We start from the raw sequence: 17,616 nt of genomic DNA on the forward strand, positions 1-17,616 counted from the left end.
GCTCCCCGGCCGCCGTCCCCCTCCGCCACCCGCCCCACCACGATGCCCATCCTGGTGACCTGAGAGGAACGGGCCCTGAACGAGCACACCGAGCACGTCCTCGGCGACGACCCCGTGGTGACCGGTACCCGCGTCACCGGGGACGACGGCGTCCACGTCCGCGCCATCCGCGACCGGGTGGCCCGGCACCTGGTCGGCCGGGAGCGCGAGCTGGACCTCCTGCTGGCCGCGGTGGCCGCCGGCCGCGACGTGCTGCTGGAGGGCCCGCCGGGGACGTCGAAGTCCACCCTGCTGCGCTCGATCACCGCCGAGTGGGGCATCCCGCTGGTGTTCGTAGAGGGCAACGCCGACCTCACGCCGACCCGGCTGGTCGGCCACCACGACCCCGCCCGGGTGCTGCGGGAGGACTACACGCCGGCCAACTTCGTCCCCGGGCCGCTGATCGAGGCGATGCGGTCGGGTGCCTTCCTGTACGTGGAGGAGTTCAACCGGGCACCCGAGGACACCCTGAACACCCTGCTGACCGCCATGGCCGAGCGGCGGATCGCGGTCCCGCGCGTGGGCACCGTGGAGGCGCTGCCCAGCTTCCGGGTGATCGCCTCGATGAACCCCTACGACAACGTCGGCACGACCCGGCTGTCCTCGTCGGTGCACGACCGGTTGTGCCGGCTGGCGATCGGCTACCAGGACGCCGAGGCCGAGCGCGGGATCGTGGGCCGGCGCACCGGGCTCGCCTCCCCGCGGCTGGTCGCCGATGCGGTGGCGCTGGTGCGGGCCACCCGGGAGCGGGACGACGTCCGGCAGGGAAGCAGCGTGCGCGGCGCGATCGACGTCGCGCTCGTGGCCGCCCAGTTGGCCGTCATGCGCGAGGTGTCCTTGCCCGACGAGCCCTCGCTGGCCCCGCCGCGCGGGCTGCCCGAGGAGTACACCGACCTGGTCCTGGACGCGGTGATGCTGGCGCTGTCCGGCCGGATCTTCCTCGACGACACCCTGGAGACGACTCCGGAGGACGTGCTGCGGGAGATCTGGGAGGACCACTTCCTGCTGCGACCGGCCGCGGCCGCGCCCGGTTGAAGAGCCGTCGACGCCGACTCCCCGGTCACCCGGCGGGACCGCGCCGGTGCGGGCCGCGCGCGCGGTCTGCGTCCGCTTCGGCGCCGGCCGAAGCAGCTCAGCGAGCAGCCCGCGCTCTACCAGCCCTCACCCGGCGGCAGCGGGCTGGCGCTGTCCTCCGGGGACCGTCGTCGGGGCCGGACCGGTCCGTCCCGGCCCGGCGGCTCCGCCTCGGGGACGACGGACGAGCCGGCCGACCTCATCCCGCTGGCCGACCTCACCGCCGAGAGCGCCGCCGACCAGCTGACCCGGGCGCGCGCGCGGCAGATCGCCCGCCGGCTGTCGGTGCCCCGCCCGGCCCCGGACCGGCGTCCTCGCCGCGGCGTGGGGGAGCTGGCGTCGATGTCGTGGAGCGGCGGCTCCGACGAGCTGGAGCTCGAGCGGACGCTGGAGGCCATCGCCGGCAACCCGTTCCCGGAGGCGTCGGACGTCGTCGTCCGGGAACGGGTCCGGCAGCGGCGCTCGGTCGTCCTGGTCGTGGACCTGTCCGGGTCGATGAAGGGCGAGCGCGTGCGGACGGCCGCGGCCACGGTGGGCGCGCTGGCCGGGGAGCTGGCCCGCGACTCGCTCGCCGTCGTCGCCTTCTGGTCCGACGCCGCGGTGCTGGTGCGGATGGGGGAGCAGGTGGCGCCGCTCGCCGTCCTGGACCTGCTGCTGCGGGTGCCCACCCAGGGGCTGACCAACGTCTCCTTCGCGCTGGAGACCGCCGCCCGGCAGCTGGCCGGTGTCCCGCCGCGGGACGCCCGGGTGCTGCTGCTCAGCGACTGCGTGCACAACGCCGGGCCCGACCCCCGGCTCACCGCGACCCGGCTGCCCCGGCTGGACGTCCTGCTGGACGTCTCGGGGGAGCAGGACGTCGAGCTGGGCCGGGACCTGGCCCGGCTCGGCCGCGGACGGGTCCGGCTGGTCCGCGACCACCGTGACGTCGCCGTCGCGCTCTCCGCCCTGTTCACCGACTGAACCGTCCCCCGGGACGGGCGCCACCCTTTCGGGTGGCCGGGGACCGGGCCGGCTCAGGGGCCGCCCACCCGCCGCCGATGGACGGGGCATGTTCCGACAGCTCCGCGACCATGCCGACCGCCTGCTGCCCCACGGGCGCCGGCTCCCCGAGCAGCTCTGGCAGCGCCGGCACTCCGCCATCGTCCGGCTCGCGTTCGCCGCCGGCGTCGCGGTGGTGGCGCTGGCCTGGGCACGCGGGCTGGGGCAGCCCACCGCCGTCGCGGTGCTCGCCACGGTGGCCGGCCCGCTGGTCCCGGCGATGGTGCCGGCCCTGGGCCGCACCGCCCGCGCCGCGGCCACCACGCTGAGCCTGCTGGCCGCCTCGGTCGCGCTGGTGCACCTGTGGAGCGGTGTCACCGAGGCGCACTTCGTCTTCTTCGTGGTGGTCGGCGTCGTCTCGCTCTACCAGCACTGGGTGCCGTTCGGGATCGCCCTGGTCGTCGTCGCGGGCCACCACGGGGTCGTCGGCTCGCTGTACCCGGACGTGGTCGTCGGCCAGGACACGGCGCATGAGGCGTGGTGGTGGGCCGTCGTGCACGCGGCGTTCGTGCTGGCCGCCAGTGCGGCGCACCTCGCCTCGTGGCGGCTCAACGAGGACCAGGTGCTCAGCGACCCGCTGACCGGCCTGGCCAACCGGACGCTGCTGGAGGAGACCGCCGAGCGGGCGCTGCGCCGTGGCCCGGTCAGCGTGCTGTTCGTGGACCTCGACGACTTCAAGGACGTCAACGACAGCCGCGGGCACGCCGTCGGCGACGAGTTGCTGCTCGTCCTGGCCGAGCGCCTGAAGAGCTGCGTGCGCCCTGCGGACCTGGTGGCCCGGATGGGCGGTGACGAGTTCGCCGTCCTGGTGGCTGCCGGGCCGGACGTCGCCCACGCGGTGGCCGAGCGGGTGCTCACCTCCCTCGCCGTCCCGATCCTGCTGGACGGCGGAGGACCGGTGGTGGTGCACGGCAGCATCGGCGTGGCGTCCTGCACCGACGCCGGCTCGGCCGACGCCGGGACGCTGCTCCGCGACGCGGACCTGGCGATGTACCTGGCCAAGGCGCAGGGTGGCAACCGGCTGGTCGTCTACGCCGGCGACATGGGCGAAGCGGCCCAGCGGCGGGTGGAGCTGCAGCAGGACCTGGCGCTGGCGACCGCGGCCGGCCAGCTGGAGGTCCACTACCAGCCCACCGTGCTGCTCGCCGACGGGCGGACCACCGGCTTCGAGGCGCTGGTGCGCTGGCACCACCCGCAGCTGGGGACGGTGTCCCCGGCGGAGTTCATCCCGCTCGCCGAGGAGAGCGGCGCCATCATCGAGATCGGCCGCTGGGTCCTGCGGCAGGCGCTGCACCAGGCCGCCGCGTGGTCCACCGAGGTCGATGGTCCGCTGCGGATGGCGGTGAACCTCTCGCCCCGCCAGTTGATGGACGACGACGTGACCCGCGACGTCGTGGCGGCCCTGGCCGACAGCGGCTTCCCCGCCAGGCAGCTCACCCTCGAGGTCACCGAGGGCGTGCTCGTGCAGGACGTGGAGCGGGTCGTCGCCCAGCTGGCGGAGCTCCGCGCGTTGGGGGTGGCCATCGCCATCGACGACTTCGGCACCGGCTTCTCCGGCCTGTCCTACCTGCGCCGGCTGCCCGCCGACATCATCAAGATCGACCGTTCCTTCGTCAGCGACCTGGCCGCGGGCAGCTCCTCGGCAAGCCTGATCTCCTCCATCGTGGAGCTGGCCCGCACCCTGGGGCTGGCCGTGGTCGCCGAGGGCGTGGAGACCGACGGGCAGCGCCGCCTGCTGCAGGACCTGCACTGCGGGTCCGCTCAGGGCTTCCTCTTCGCCCGGCCGGAGCCCGCGGCCGGCGCGGCCGCGCACCTGCCGCAGGGCGTCCCACTCGGCTGACCAGGAGCCCGTGCCATCCTCCTGCGCACGGCGGCCGGAGCGCGCGCGCCGGACGGACGGGGCGGGGGGGGGCGCGGTGAGGCTGCTGTCCACGCCGCTGCGGCTGGGGCCGGTGACCGTCGCCAACCGGGTCGTCTTCGCCGCACACCTGACCAACACCGCCGTCGACGGGCTCCCACCCGACCGGTACGCGGCCTACCTGGCGGCCCGCGCGGCCGGCGGCGCCGGGCTGGTGGTGACCGAGGAGGTCACCGTGCACCGCGGGGACCGGCCGTACGAGAAGCTGGTGGACGGCGGGCACCCGGACCTGGTCCCGGCCCTGCGGCGGCTCACCGACGCCATCCACGCGCACGGCACGCCGGTGTTCGTCCAGCTGAACCACAACGGCGGCCAGTCCTCCTCCACCTACACCAGGCAGCCGGTCCGGGCGCCCAGTGCGGTGGCCGACCCGCTGTTCGGCGAGGTCCCGGTCGCCCTGACCGAGGCCGGCACCGCCGAGCTGGTGGACTGCTGGGCGGCCGTCGCCGCGCGCTGTGCAGCGGGCGGCGCCGACGGCGTGGAGGTGCAGGCCTCGCAGTCCTCGCTGCTCCGCGGCTTCCTGGCCCGGGCGACCAACCGGCGCACCGACGGCCACGGCGGCCCGCTCGCCGCCCGCGCCCGCTTCCTGCTGCAGGTGGTGGCCGCTGTCCGGGACGCGGTCGGGCCGGGCCTCGCGGTGGGGGTGCGGCTCTCCGTGGACGACGGCGTCCCCGGCGGGATCACGCCGGACGAGGCGGTGGCGACCGCCGCGCTGCTCGCCGCCACCGGCGCGGTCGACTACCTGAGCACCTCGGTCGGCGTCGCCACGGAGAGCCTGCACCGCAACGTCGCCGGGATGGGGACCGCCCGCGGGTGGACGCTCCCGGCCGCTGCCCGGCTGCGCGCCGCGAGCGGGCTGCCGGTGGTGGCCGTCGGCGGGTTCACCGAGCCGGCGGAGGCCGAGGAGGCGCTCGCCACCGGGCAGTGCGACCTGGTCGGCGTCGTCCGGGGGCAGATCGCCGACCCCGAGTTCGCGGCCAAGGCCCGCACCGGGCGGGCCGTGGAGATCCGCCGCTGCCTGGGCTGCAACCAGGAGTGCATCGGCCGGGTCGGGCAGAACCGGTGGCTGGGCTGCGTGGTGGACCCGCGGACCGGCCGGGAGGTGGAGCTGCCCGCGCCCCGGCGCCGTCCGCTCCGTGTCGCGGTGGTCGGGAGCGGGCCGGCCGGCCTGCAGGCCGCGGTGACCGCCGCCCGCCGGGGGCACCGGGTGACCCTGTTCGAGGCGGCCGACCGCACCGGTGGGCAGGTGCTGGTCGCCGCCCGGGCACCGGGGCGCGGCCGGTTCGGCCGGCTGGTCGCCGACCTGGCCGCGGAGTGCGCCCGGCGCGGCGTGGACGTCCGCACCTCCTGCCCGGTGGACGCCGCGCTGCTCCGCGGGGAGGCGCCCGACGCCGTGGTGCTGGCCACCGGGTCCCGGGCCGCCCGGCCGCCCTGGGCCGGTGACAGCGCGCGGGTGGTCGACGTCCGGGACGTGCTGACCGGCCGGGTGCGGCCGGCCGGTGCGGTCCTGGTGGTCGACGAGCTGGGCTGGGCCGCCGCACCGTCGACCGCGGCACTGCTCGCCGCGCGCGGCTGCGCGGTGGAGGTGACCACCAGCGGGATGGTCGTGGGGGCCGACCTCGGGTCGACCCTGCAGGCGGAGCGTTGGCACGCCCCGGCCGCGGAGCTGGCCGTCGCACAGAGCACCGACCGGGTGGTGACCGCGGTGACCGGCGGCGACCGGCCGACCGTGCGGCTGCTGCACCACCCGACCGGGTCGGCGGAGGAGCGCGCCGTCGACTGGCTGGTGGTGGCCACGCACGCCGCCCCGGCCGACGAGCTGTGGCGCGAGCTGAGGGGCGGGGACCTGCCGGTGCACCGGATCGGCGACTGCCTGGCCCCGCGCCGGGCGCACGCGGCGACCGTGGAGGGCGAGCGGATGGGGGCGGCCCTGTGACCCGGCTGGCCGACGCGACCTGGCCCGAGCTCACCGCACGGCCGCTGCTCGTCGTCCCGCTCGGCGCGGTGGAGCAGCACGGACCGCACCTGCCTCTGGCCACCGACACGGTGGTCGCCGGGACCGTGGCCGCGGCCGCCGTCCCGCGGCTCGCCGGCGCGCTCCTCGCCCCGGCGCTGGCCTACGGGGCCAGCGGTGAGCACGAGGGCTTCCCGGGCACCGTGTCGATCGGCACGGCGGCGCTGACCACGGTGCTGGTCGAGTACGGGCGCTCGGCGGGCCGCTGGGCCGGCCGGCTGCTGGTGGTCAACGGGCACGGCGGCAACCTGGACGCGCTGCGGGCCGCCCTCCCGCTGCTGCGCGCCGAGGGCCGGGACGCCGCCTGGTTCCCGTGCGGCGTGCCCGGCGGCGACGCCCATGCCGGCCGCACCGAGACGTCACTGATGTTGCACGTGGAACCTCGTGGGGTGCGCGAGGCGCTGGCCACGGCGGGGGAGACCGCCCCCATCGGCGAGCTGCTGCCCCGGCTGCGCGCCGAGGGGGTGCGCGGGGTCAGCCCCACCGGGGTGCTCGGCGACCCGGCGGGGGCGTCGGCCGCGGAGGGGGCGGAGCTGGTGGCGGCGATGGTCGCCCGGCTCGCCGCCGCCGCCGGCCGGTGGCGGGTGGACGCCACCGGCCGGCTGCTGGACTGACGGTGCGGCCGGCCGGGGCCGGTCCGGTCAGCGGGTGCTGGCGGCGATCTGCTCGAGGTCGTCGAGCACCAGCCCGGCGCCCAGCGGTCCGATCGCGAGGAACCACCGGTCGTCGCTCACCTCGGACGCCCGTCCCTGCTGGACCGACGGCATGCCCTGCCAGAGCCGGCCGGTCGTCACCTGGTCGACCACCGCCCCGCCCTCCTCGCCGTAGGAGCTGTAGAACACCAGGTCCGCGTCGGCCCGGCTTATCTCCTCCAGGCTCACCTCGACGAAGGTCTCGTCGGTCCGCTGCAGCTCCGGCCGGCTGAAGCCGACGTCGGCCAGCACCGCGCCGATGAACGAGCCCTCGCCGTAGAGCCGGGCGGCACTGCCGTCGAGGAAGCGCACGATGCTCACCTCGGTGTCGGCCGGGTCGCCGAACAGGGCGCCCACCTCGGCGGCCCGCTGCTCGTACGCGGTGAGCAGCTTCTCGGCCTCCGCGGTCAGGCCGAGCGCCTCGGCGTCCAGCAGCAGGTTCTCCTGCCAGGTCTCGCCGATGGCCTCGGCGTACACGGTCGGCGCGATGGCGGACAGCTGGTCGGTGATGTCCTCGTGCCGGACCCGGTTGGTCAGGATGAGGTCCGGGTCCAGGGCGGCGATCGCCTCCAGGTCCGGCTCGGCGATGGTGCCCACGTCCGCGATGTCGGCCGGGTCGACCCCGGCGTCGGTGATGTAGGCCGGCAGGGTGTCGCTGGCGTCGGTGCGCACCGACCCGACCGGGGTGACCCCGAGCGCCAGGACGGCGTCCAGCTCACCGGTGTCCAGGACGACGACCCGCTCCGGGGTGCCCTCGACCACGGTCTCGCCGAGGGCGTGGACCACGGTCCGGCTGTCCGCCGTCGGCTCGGCGGCGACCCCCTCGGTGTCGGTGCCGCCGCACGCCGTCAGGGTCACGGCGGCGGTCAGCAGCAGTGCGCCCGCGCGGGCGCTCCCGACCGTCACAGCGCACCGGCGAACAGCGGGACGGCGTTGTCCAGGGCGTGGCCGATGCCCAGGGACGAGCCGCTGGAGAAGGCGTTGGCCAGCGTCGGGTCGTCCAGCACGACGGCGTGGCCCTGCTGCACCGAGGGCACGGCCTGCCACAGCGGGTTGGCGGTGATCTCCGTGGCGTCGACGAAGATCGGGAACACGACGGTGAGCGGGGCGTCGAAGAGCTGCAGCTGCTCCTCGCTGATCGGGACGAAGAAGTCCTCGCCGGCCAGCTCCTGGATCGCCGGCGCGTTGACGAAGCCCAGCTGCTCCATGAAGTCCACCCGGGCGTCGCCGCGGACGTAGCCGCCGAAGCCCTCGGAGGTGTACGCCCCCACGGCGACCTCGGTGCCCTCGAACCCCGGGTTCGCGGCCGCGGCGTCGGCGAACTGCCGGTCGACGTCGTCCTGCACCGCGGCGGCCTCCTCGGACCTCCCCAGCGCCTGGCCGACCAGCTCGAGCTGCTGCTGCCAGGTGGTCTGGTAGGGGCCGACCCCCTCGGGCTGGCCGATCGTGGGGGCGATGGCGCTCAGCGCGTCGTAGCGCTCCTGGGTGGCGTCGGACCGGGTGTCCAGGATCAGGTCCGGCTCGAGGGCGGCGACCGCCTCGAGGCTCGGCTCGAGGGTCTCGATGATCTCCGGGGCCTCGTCGTACCGGCCCTCGGCCCACGGCCCGACCCCCTCGCCGCCGAAGCCAAGCCAGTCGCTGGCGCCGACCGGCTGCACGTCGAGGGCGAGCGCGGTCTCCGCGTCCGACCAGCCCAGCGCCACCACCCGGGTCGGCTCCTCCTCGACGGTGACGTCGCCGAAGGCGGTGCTGACGGTCACCGGGAACCCGGAGGCGGCGGCCGTCCCGGTCCCGGCCTCGGCGGCAGCGGGGTCGGGCTCGGCGCCGGAGCTGCAGCCGGTGGCGACGACGGCGGCGGCCAGCAGGGCGGCGCCGCGCAGGGCGGGACGACGGGACGACATGCACATCTCCTCGACAGGTCAGGGAAGGCTCACCTAACCACACGTCGCCGGCCGGTCCCGGTGGCGGGAACAGCGGTGCTGCCCCGGTGGTTGTGCCCGGTGCCGCGATCAGCCCGCCCCGACGGGGGTGGACGTCCCGCGAGACCGAGAGGAACACCATGAGGAACGGCATCCACCCCGAGTACCGCACCGTCGTCTTCCGGGACAGCGCCACCGGCGCCACCTACCGCACCCGGTCCACGGTCGCCACCAGCCAGACGATCGAGCTGGACGGCGAGACCCTGCCGCTGGTGACGGTGGAGACCAGTGCCTCCTCGCACCCGTTCTGGACCGGCGACCAGCGGGTCATCGACACCGCGGGCCGGGTCGAGAAGTTCCGCCAGCGCTACGGGACCCGCTCCCGCGGCTGACCCGCACCGACTCGACGGCGCCCCCGGCAGGTCCACCCGGACCTGCCGGGGGCGTCGCGCTGTCCGGCCCCTACGGTGGGGCCCCCGACCCCGGAGGCGACCCCGTGATCCCCATCGTCGTGTCGACGATCCACCCGGACCGCGTCGACGGGTGACGACGGGCGCCGGGCCGGCTCGGGAGAGGACCCCTCACGGTGTGGGGGGTCCCCCCGCGGTCGACCGCGCGGACACCCCCGGCACCGCGAGGACAGCCGGGCCGGCGGAGCGGCTCCCGGACGGGTTCGCCGTCCGGCTGGACCCGCGCACCCGGCGCCGGGACGGCGGCGCCGCGCTGCTCGGCGGCTCGCCGCTGCGGATGATGCGGTTGGCGCCGGCCGCCCGGGCGCTGCTGACCGGCGACCGGCTGGTGGTGGACGACGCGCGCACCGCGGCCCTCGCCGGGCACTTGCTGGACGCCGGGCTGGCGCATCCGGACCTCCCCGACGCACACGACCTCGACGTCACGGTGGTGGTGCCGGTCAAGGACCGCACCGACGGCCTGCGGCGGCTGCTCGCCACCCTGCGCGCGGACCCGGGGACGGCGGCCTGCCCGGTCGTGGTGGTCGACGACGGTTCCGCGGACCCGTCGGCCGTCGCCGCGGCCGCCCGGGAGGTCGGGGCGGGACTGGTCCGTCACGAGGTGGCCCGGGGCCCGGCGGCGGCCCGGAACGCCGGCCTGCGGGTCGTGCGGACGGCGGCGGTGGCGTTCCTGGACTCCGACTGCGTGCCCGCGCCCGGCTGGCTGCCGCGACTGGCCGGGCACCTGGGCGACCCGCGGCTGGCCGTGGTGGCGCCGCGGATCACCGCCGTCCCGGTCGAGCGGCCGGGCTGGGTCAGCCGGTACGAGACGGTGGCCAGCGCGCTGGACATGGGCCCGCACCCGGCACCGGTCGCGCCGCGCAGTGCGGTGTCCTACGTGCCGAGCGCGGCGCTGCTGGCCCGGCGCGGCGCGCTGGGCGAGGGCTTCGACGAGTCGATGCGGGTGGCCGAGGACGTCGACCTGGTGTGGCGGCTGGTCGGCGCCGGGTGGCGGGTGCGCTACGAGCCGGCGGCCACCGTGGCGCACGACCACCGCGGGGAGCCGGGGGAGTGGCTGCGACGGCGGGCGTTCTACGGCACCGGAGCCGCGCTGCTGGCGCAGCGGCACGGGTCGGCGGTGGCCCCGGTCGTCGTCTCCCCGTGGTCGTCGGCGGCCTGGGGGCTCGCGCTGACCGGCCGGCCGGCCGGGATCGGGGCCGCCGCCGTCGTCCTCGGGACGGCGACCGCCCGGCTGGCCCGGCGGCTGGCCCGGCCGGGTCAGCCGCCGCCGGTGGCGCTGTCCGCCGCGCTGGTGGCCCGGGGGACGGCGGCGTCCGGGCGCACGCTGGCCCGCGCGGCCACCCGGCACCACTGGCCGGTCGCGGTCGTCGGCTGCCTGCTGTCCCGCCGGGCCCGGCGGCTGACCGCCGCGGTGGCGGTGCTGGACGCCGCGCTGGCGTGGTGGCCCCGGCGCCGGACGATCGGGTTCGCCGCCTTCGCCGCCGGGCGGCGGTTGGAGGACCTGGGCTACGGCGCCGGGCTGTGGTGGGGCGCGCTGCGCGCCCGCGACGCCCGTGCCCTGCTGCCCGCCGGTCCGGGCCGGATCTGAGGATCTCCGTCGATCCGGCGTCCGGGAGATGTCGAGACGGCGTCCTCGGCTCCGTCCCCGGGGTGAGGCGGCCAGGATGGGCCGCACCGTACGAGGGAGTCCCGATGGCCAAGTACCTGCTGCTCAAGCACTACCGCGGCGCGCCGGCGGCGGTGAACGACGTGCCGATGGACCGGTGGACGCCGGAGGAGATCGACGCCCACGTGGCGTACATGGAGGACTTCGCGTCGCGGCTGCGGCAGTCCGGTGAGTTCGTCGACGGCCAGGCTTTGTCGCCGGAGGGCGCCTTCGTGCGGTACGACGGCGAGGGGCGGCCACCGGTCACCGACGGCCCGTTCGCGGAGACCAAGGACCTGATCGCCGGCTGGATGGTGATCGACGTCGACTCCTGGGACCGCGCCGTCGCGCTGGCCGGGGAGCTGTCGGCCGCGCCCGGTGCCGGGGGGAAGCCGATCCACGAGTGGCTGGAGGTCCGGCCCTTCCTCGGCGACGCGCCCGCCGTCACCGAGTGACCGGACGGCGGGCGGGCACCGGCGTGCACACCGGCGTGGACGGGCCGCGGCTGCGGCAGCTGATCCCCGAGGTGATCGGCGTCCTCGTCCGGCGCGGAGCGGACTTCGCGTCGGCCGAGGACGCCGTCCAGGAGGCCCTGGTGACGGCTCTCCGGACCTGGCCGGCGGACCCGCCGCGGGACGCCAAGGGCTGGCTGGTCACGGTGTCGTGGCGCCGGTACCTGGACCTGGTCCGGTCCGAACGCGCCCGCCAGGACCGCGAGGTCGCCCGTGAGCTGGAGCCGCCGGGCGGGCCGGTGCCCGACGTCGACGACACCCTGCAGCTCTACCTGCTGTGCGCGCACCCGTCGCTGACGCCGAGCTCCGCGGTGGCACTCACGCTGCGCGCCGTCGGTGGGCTGACGACCCGGCAGATCGCCGAGGCCTACCTCGTGCCGGAGTCGACGATGGCGCAGCGGATCAGCCGGGCCAAGCGTCGCATCGCGGAGGTGTCGCTGGGCCGGCCGGGCGACCTCCCGACGGTGCTGCGGGTGCTGTACCTGATCTACAACGAGGGACACTCCGGCGAGCTCGACCTCGCCACCGAGGCGATCCGGGTCACCCGGCAGCTGGCGGCGGTGGTCGACGAGCCCGAGGTCGCTGGCCTGCTCGCGCTGATGCTGCTGCACCACGCGCGCCGCGCCGCGCGCACCGACCCAGCCGGCCGGCTGGTCGCACTGGCCGCGCAGGACCGGTCCCGGTGGGACACCACGCTGATCGCCGAGGGGGTGGAGGTCCTGCAGGCCGCGCTGGCCCGGGACCGGCTGGGGGAGTACCAGGCCCAGGCGGCGATCGCCGCGCTGCACGCCGACGCGCGGCGGTTCGAGGAGACCGACTGGGTGCAGATCGTCGAGTGGTACGACGAGCTGGTGGCGATCACCGGCTCCCCGGTGGCGAGGCTCAACCGGGCGGTGGCGGTCGGGGAGGCGGACGGCGCCCCGGCGGGGCTGGCCGCGCTGGCCGAGGTGGACCCGGACCTGCCTCGCCACTCGGCGGCCGCGGCCCACCTGCAGGAGAAGGCGGGCCGGCTCGCCGAGGCGGCCGACCTCTACGCCGCGGCGGCGCGGGCGGCGTCCAACCTGGCCGAGCGCGACCACCTCACCCGGCAGGCGGCCCGGTTGCGGCAGGGCGCGTCCGGCTGAGCCGCGTGGGGCCCGGTCAGCTCCCGGTGTCCGCCAGCCAGGACAGCAGGCGGCCCCGCGACCAGCAGCGGCCGAGGGCCTCGGCGTGCAGCGTCGACCGGTGGGACACCGCCAGTCCGATGATGCTGTGGCCGGAGGCGGGGCGGTCGCCGAGCGTCGGTACGGAGGGCGCGACCCCCACGCCCTCCGCCGACACCCAGGCCGCCGCCCGGCCGGCCGCCGCGTCGTCGAGGCGGCGCAGGAAGCACCGGCGGCTCTCCGGCGGGAGTCGGGACAGCGCCCAGGTCGTGGTGACGACGGGCAGGGCGTCCGCGGGCACCTGCGCGAGTGCGTCGGGCAGCAGCCCGACGGGGTCCCCGCGGAGCAGCTCGGGAGGGGCCGTCGCGGCCACCGCGACCTCCGCGTCGAGCTGCGAGGCGCGCTCCGGTCGGTCCGGCGGCAGGCAGGCGCGCAACCACCGGGCGTCGTCGGCGTCGGTCAGGTCGACCGGATCGGGGTCGACGCCGATCCGGGCGACGACGACGGGGACCGCCCGCATCGGGACTGGTCGCGCTCCCACGACGGAGGCGGACAGCTGCACGGGCGACGACGGGTCGCCGAGCGACCGGCCGTCGCTGTAGGTGATGCCGACGCGGTCGACGTGCAGGTCGAGCCCGGGTGTGGAGCCCACGTGGACCAGCCCGACGGCGTCCGCGCCCGCCCGGCGGGCCGCCTCGGCCACGGCCGGGTACAGGACGGCGCAGCGCGCGGTCTCGGAGGTCTGGGGGCGCCGGCGCGCGGCGACGGCCACGACCTCGTCTGTCATCCGCAGCAGGGTGTCGATCGCCGCGTCGGCGGCGGCGTCGAGGTCGGCGGCGGCGTAGGCGGCGGCGAGGGCCGGGGCGCGTCCGGCGAGGGCGAGGTCGTGCAGCGCGGCCAGGACCAGCGCGGGGCGCCGCTTGCGCGCCGGCGCCGTCCCGATGGCGCGCAGCGCCTCCGCGGACTCGCTCAGCGCGACGGCGACGCGCTCGTACAGCGGCGAGGTCCCGGCGGCGTCCTCTCCGAAGCGCCGGTACACCTCGGCGAGCGTGCGAGCTCCACCTGCAGGTCGGGCGCCTGCGCTCCGCCCCGGCATCCCGACAACCTAGCCACGGGAGCGACGGCCCGGACCCACCACGGGCACGAGGCGGAACAGTTCCCCGGCCGTCACGCCACGCGCTCGGTTGTCGGGCCGGGAATGGGCGCGGCCGGCAGGTACTTGGGGACCGATGACAGTTCGGAGCCAGTGTGGGTCCCGATCGGCAGCGCACCCACCGAGGGACCCCATGACGACCACCGAGGACCGCAGCGACGTGCTGGCGCCCGTGACCGGCGCACCAGCGGCAGCGACGACGACGACGAAGGCCCCGACCGGCGGGCTCAAGATGGTGCTGGTGCTCGGCGCGTTCGTCGCGCTGGGCCCGATGACCATCGACATGTACCTCCCGGCGCTGCCCACCATCGCGACCGACCTGCAGACCACCTCGTCGGCCGTCCAGCTGACGCTGACCGGCACGCTGCTCGGCCTGGCCCTCGGTCAGCTCGTGCTCGGCCCGCTGTCGGACGCCGTGGGACGTCGCCGGCCGCTGCTGGCCGGCACCGCGGTGCACGTGCTGGCCTCGCTGCTGGTGCTCGTCGCGCCGAACATCGCCGTCCTCGGCCTGCTCCGGGTGCTGCAGGGCGCCGGCGCCGCGGCCGGGGCGGTCGTCGCCCTCGCCGTCGTCCGGGACCTCTACTCCGGCCGGGCCGCAGCCACGATGCTCTCCCGGCTCTTCCTGGTCCTCGGCGCCGCGCCGGTGCTCGCCCCCACCCTGGGCGGCGAGGTCCTGCGCTTCACCTCGTGGCGCGGCGTCTTCGGCGTCCTCGCCGTCTTCGGTGTCTTCCTGCTGGTGCTCGGCGCGTTCCTGCTCGAGGAGACGCTGCCGCCGGAGCGCCGGCGCAGCAACGGCGTGCGTGGCACCCTGCGCAGTTACCGCGGCCTGTTCGGGGACCGCACCTTCGTCGGCCTGGTGGTCGTCGCCGGCCTGACCATGGCCGGCCTGTTCAGCTACGTCTCCGGCTCGTCGTTCGTCTACCAGGGCGAGTTCGGCCTCGACGAGCAGCAGTTCGGGTTGCTGTTCGGCGCCGGCGCGGTCTGGCTGATCGGCGCCACCCAGTTCAACCCGGTGCTGCTGCGCCGCTTCGAGCCGCAGCAGATCCTGGTCGCCGCCACGGTCGCCGGGGCCGTCGCCGCACTGGTGCTGCTCGTGTTCGCCGCCACCGGGTTCGGCGGTCTGGCCGGCGTGGTCGGCCCGCTGTGGGCGGTGCTCGCCGCCTCCGGGCTGGCGCTGCCCAACGCCCCGGCGCTGGCGCTGCAGCGCCACGGCGAGGCGGCCGGCACCGCCGCGGCGATGCTCGGCGCCGTCCAGTTCACCGTCGGTGCCCTGGTCGCCCCGGTGGTCGGGCTGCTCGGCAACGACGCGGTCGCCATGGGCGCGGTCATCCTCGGTGCCCTGCTGCTGGCCCTGCTCACGCTGTTCGCTGTGGTGAAGCCCTGGCAGCTCTCCGCCGAGGAGCCGGCGACCACCTGACTCCGGCGGGGCCGAATGGCCGGTCAGGCCAGACCAGCCGCGACATCCTCGACGCATGAGCGATGTCGTCAGCGTCCGCGACGCGAAGACCCACCTGTCGCAGCTGCTCGGCCGGGTCGAGGCCGGCGAGGAGATCCTCATCGCGCGCCACGGGCGGCCGGTGGCCCGCCTGTCGCGTTGGGCACCCCCGGCGCCCCTGGGGCCGCAGTCACCGCGGGTCCCCGGGTGGACGGGGAGGGGCATCACCGTGCCTGATGACTTCGATGGCTCCACCGAGCAGGGCGGGCGCGACTGGTACGGCACGTGACCCGGTCACCGCGGCCCCCGCTGCCGGGCGTACGACGTGCCGGTCCTGCCGCCTCGTTGACCGCCTCGTCCGTGGCGGACCTCCTGGCGCGATGCGGTGACAGCGGTCACGATGGGGGCGCGATGACCCTCAGCCCCGGGGACGCCGACCTGTGACGGCGACGAACCCCTGGCTCGCGCTGCCCGCGGGCCCTCCGAGCCCCGTGCTCACCCGAGGGCTCAAGGCCGCCCACGAGGCGCTGGTGACCCGCGGCGGCGTGCCCGACGCGGTCCCCGCGGGCGGCCAGGTGCGGTCGGTCGTCTGGGACTCCTGGCGCCGCTCGCTGGGCAGTGGCGTCGACCCGGACGGCGCGCCCCCGCCGGTCGACCTGCTCGACGACGACCTGGAGGCCTACCGCACCGCCCACCCGCTGGCCGCGGTCATGCCGGTGATCCGCCGGCTGCTGGTCGCCGACGCGGAGGTCGACCAGATGATCGTCGCGGTCACCGACGCCGCCGGCCGGATGCTCTGGGTGGAGGGCGACACCCGGCTGCGCGACCGGGCGGCCACCATGCACTTCGTCGAGGGCGCGTCCTGGAACGAGGACGTCGCCGGCACCAACGCACCGGGGACGGCGCTGGCCCTGGACCACGCGGTGCAGATCTACGGCAGCGAGCACTACCGGCGGCCGGTGCAGCCGTGGAGCTGCTCGGCCGCGCCGGTGCACCACCCGGTCACCGGCGCGCTGCTCGGCGCCATCGACGTGACCGGCGGGGACCACGTCGCCAGCCCGCACGTGCTCACCCTGGTGCGGGCCACCGCCGCCGCGGCGGAGTCGGAGCTGCGCTGGCTGTTTCGCGAGCAGGCGACGACGTCCCGGCTCCGCATCCCGGCCGGCGCCTCCCCGGACCGCAGCGCCGCCCCCGCGCTGGAGGTCCTCGGCCGTGACCGCGCCCGGCTGACCACGGCGAACGGACCGCTCGAGCTGTCCCTGCGGCACTCCGAGCTGGTCGTGCTGCTGGCCGAGGCGGCCGGCGCCGGCGAGGGTCGCTCCGCCGAGCAGCTGGCCGCCGAGTGCCACCCCGGGGACGCCGCGCCGGTCACCGTGCGCGCCGAGCTGTCCCGGCTGCGCCGGCTGGTGGGCGACGAGCTGGTCGGTTCCCGGCCGTACCGCCTGATGGGGCCGGTGCGCAGCGACGCCGACGACGTCCGGCAGCTGCTCGGCCGCGGCGCCGTCGGCGCGGCGCTGGACCGCTACCCGGGGGCGTTGCTGCCCCGGTCGGAGGCGCCGGGCGTGCGGGCGGCCCGCGCGCGGCTGTCCGGGGCGCTGCGGCAGGCCGTGCTGGCCAGCAGCCGCCCGGAGCTGATGGTCCGCTACGGCGGGCTGGCCGAGGCGGCCGACGACCTGGCCTTCTGGCAGGCCTGCCTGACCGTCCTGCCCGTCGGGTCGCCGCGGCGGACCGCGGCCGCCGCCCAGGTGCAGCGGCTGCAGCTGCGCGGCCGGCGCGGGGTCAGGAGATGACCACGGCCTCCGACGTGCCGACCTGGACGAAGCTGACGACCTCGGTCGTCGGGTCCAGCGTCTGCTCCTCGAGCCAGAACACGTAGGAGTCCCCCGGCGTCAGCCCGGGAACGGTGACCTCGAGCGGTGAGCAGTCCGCCGGCTGCGCGACCGTCCGCTGCACCGGGACCGGCTGGACGCCGGGGACCAGGGTCTGGCTGACCGCCGACACCCGGTAGCCGAGCACCTCCGCCCGGCCGCCGGCCTGCCAGGTCAGCGTCGCCGACCCCGCCCCCGGGACGACGCCCGGGTCGACCCGGCGCGGGGAGACGTGACCCCCGCAGGACACCGGCCGCGGGGTGAGCTCGGGGGACTCGCCGTAGCCGACGTAGGGGTTCACGACCCGGCCGGTGCGGGCGGGACGCGGCGGCTGCGGCACGGTCATGCCGGGCCCGGAGCCGGCGGCGGCGGAGCTGTCGACCAGCGGTGGCGGGACGGCAGGGGGGACCTCGACGCGCAGCGGGATCGGGGCCTCCACCGCGGAGCGCAGCGGAGCCTGCGGGGCGAAGGCCGCGACCGTGGCGGCCGCGACCTGCACCGGGGCCGCCGGCCAGATGCCGGCCGCCAGCAGGCCCGCCGCGGCGAGCCCGGCGGCCACCTCCAGCGGGCGGACCCGTGCTGCCCGCCGCTTCCTGCCGGCCATCGTCGTGCCTCCCCTCGTCGCCCGTGCCGTACGTCCTCCCAGGAGTGGTCGGCACCGAGGTGGTCCTCCTTGACCCGGGCGCCCCGGGTGCCG

Annotated in this window: 16 protein-coding genes; 12 read left to right on the plus strand and 4 right to left on the minus strand. The window is 76.7% G+C overall.

The window, feature by feature from the left end; all coding sequences use genetic code 11:
- Positions 1-117: 117 nt before the first annotated feature.
- From ACWIX6_RS01680 to mftE, 5 genes are all read left to right on the plus strand, one after another.
- Complete coding sequence (locus ACWIX6_RS01680; RefSeq protein WP_448615111.1) at positions 118-1,074, plus strand: AAA family ATPase; 957 nt, start codon at positions 118-120, stop codon at positions 1,072-1,074.
- Between the two features lie 381 nt (positions 1,075-1,455).
- Positions 1,456-2,073 carry a vWA domain-containing protein gene (locus tag ACWIX6_RS01685; RefSeq protein ID WP_448615112.1) on the plus strand — a complete coding sequence of 206 codons (618 nt, stop codon included), beginning with the start codon at positions 1,456-1,458 and terminating at the stop codon, positions 2,071-2,073.
- A gap of 88 nt (positions 2,074-2,161) precedes the next feature.
- Entirely contained in the window at positions 2,162-3,991 is a 1,830-nt protein-coding gene (locus ACWIX6_RS01690; RefSeq protein ID WP_448615113.1) for a putative bifunctional diguanylate cyclase/phosphodiesterase, read from the plus strand.
- A 76-nt stretch (positions 3,992-4,067) separates the two neighbouring features.
- Entirely contained in the window at positions 4,068-6,005 is a 1,938-nt protein-coding gene (locus ACWIX6_RS01695) for a mycofactocin system FadH/OYE family oxidoreductase 2 (RefSeq protein ID WP_448615114.1), read from the plus strand.
- Complete coding sequence (gene mftE, locus ACWIX6_RS01700) at positions 6,002-6,697, plus strand: mycofactocin biosynthesis peptidyl-dipeptidase MftE (protein WP_448615115.1); 696 nt, start codon at positions 6,002-6,004, stop codon at positions 6,695-6,697. Before ACWIX6_RS01695 ends, mftE begins: the two co-directional genes overlap by 4 nt.
- A 27-nt stretch (positions 6,698-6,724) precedes the next feature.
- Here the strand turns inward: mftE and ACWIX6_RS01705 are convergent, their stop codons facing one another.
- Complete coding sequence (locus ACWIX6_RS01705) at positions 6,725-7,681, minus strand: ABC transporter substrate-binding protein (RefSeq protein WP_448615116.1); 957 nt, start codon at positions 7,679-7,681, stop codon at positions 6,725-6,727.
- Positions 7,678-8,676, minus strand: coding sequence for an iron-siderophore ABC transporter substrate-binding protein (locus tag ACWIX6_RS01710; protein WP_448615117.1), 999 nt, complete (start codon positions 8,674-8,676; stop codon positions 7,678-7,680). The genes ACWIX6_RS01705 and ACWIX6_RS01710 overlap by 4 nt, the downstream gene beginning before the upstream one ends.
- A 158-nt stretch (positions 8,677-8,834) precedes the next feature.
- Between ACWIX6_RS01710 and ACWIX6_RS01715 the strand changes: the two genes are divergently transcribed.
- From ACWIX6_RS01715 to ACWIX6_RS01730, 4 genes are all read left to right on the plus strand, one after another.
- Positions 8,835-9,086, plus strand: a complete 252-nt coding sequence (locus ACWIX6_RS01715; protein WP_448615118.1) for a type B 50S ribosomal protein L31 — start codon at positions 8,835-8,837, stop codon at positions 9,084-9,086.
- 196 nt (positions 9,087-9,282) lie between these two features.
- Positions 9,283-10,752: a mycofactocin biosynthesis glycosyltransferase MftF gene (gene mftF / locus ACWIX6_RS01720; protein WP_448615119.1), complete on the plus strand. Its 1,470-nt coding sequence runs from the start codon at positions 9,283-9,285 to the stop codon at positions 10,750-10,752.
- A gap of 104 nt (positions 10,753-10,856) precedes the next feature.
- Complete coding sequence (locus tag ACWIX6_RS01725; RefSeq protein ID WP_448615120.1) at positions 10,857-11,264, plus strand: YciI family protein; 408 nt, start codon at positions 10,857-10,859, stop codon at positions 11,262-11,264.
- Positions 11,261-12,445, plus strand: a complete 1,185-nt coding sequence (locus ACWIX6_RS01730) for an RNA polymerase sigma factor (protein ID WP_448615121.1) — start codon at positions 11,261-11,263, stop codon at positions 12,443-12,445. Before ACWIX6_RS01725 ends, ACWIX6_RS01730 begins: the two co-directional genes overlap by 4 nt.
- A 16-nt stretch (positions 12,446-12,461) precedes the next feature.
- On the opposite strand, the gene ACWIX6_RS01735 is transcribed toward ACWIX6_RS01730, so the two are convergent.
- Positions 12,462-13,502 (minus strand): DUF2332 domain-containing protein, encoded by a 1,041-nt coding sequence (locus tag ACWIX6_RS01735; protein WP_448615122.1) that lies wholly within the window; start codon positions 13,500-13,502, stop codon positions 12,462-12,464.
- A 247-nt stretch (positions 13,503-13,749) separates the two neighbouring features.
- On the opposite strand from ACWIX6_RS01735, the gene ACWIX6_RS01740 reads away from it, so the two are divergent.
- The 3 genes from ACWIX6_RS01740 (at position 13,750) to ACWIX6_RS01750 (ending at position 16,841) form a co-directional block, all read left to right on the plus strand.
- Positions 13,750-15,033 carry a multidrug effflux MFS transporter gene (locus tag ACWIX6_RS01740; protein WP_448615123.1) on the plus strand — a complete coding sequence of 428 codons (1,284 nt, stop codon included), beginning with the start codon at positions 13,750-13,752 and terminating at the stop codon, positions 15,031-15,033.
- Positions 15,034-15,088: 55 nt separating this feature from the next.
- A complete protein-coding gene (locus tag ACWIX6_RS01745) occupies positions 15,089-15,340 on the plus strand; it encodes a type II toxin-antitoxin system Phd/YefM family antitoxin (RefSeq protein ID WP_448615124.1) in 252 nt (83 codons plus the stop codon).
- A gap of 202 nt (positions 15,341-15,542) precedes the next feature.
- Positions 15,543-16,841: a GAF domain-containing protein gene (locus ACWIX6_RS01750; RefSeq protein ID WP_448615125.1), complete on the plus strand. Its 1,299-nt coding sequence runs from the start codon at positions 15,543-15,545 to the stop codon at positions 16,839-16,841.
- On the opposite strand, the gene ACWIX6_RS01755 is transcribed toward ACWIX6_RS01750, so the two are convergent.
- Positions 16,831-17,523 carry a hypothetical protein gene (locus ACWIX6_RS01755; RefSeq protein WP_448615126.1) on the minus strand — a complete coding sequence of 231 codons (693 nt, stop codon included), beginning with the start codon at positions 17,521-17,523 and terminating at the stop codon, positions 16,831-16,833. The genes ACWIX6_RS01750 and ACWIX6_RS01755 overlap by 11 nt on opposite strands.
- Positions 17,524-17,616: the final 93 nt, after the last annotated feature.

Source organism: Modestobacter sp. URMC 112 (assembly GCF_053502575.1).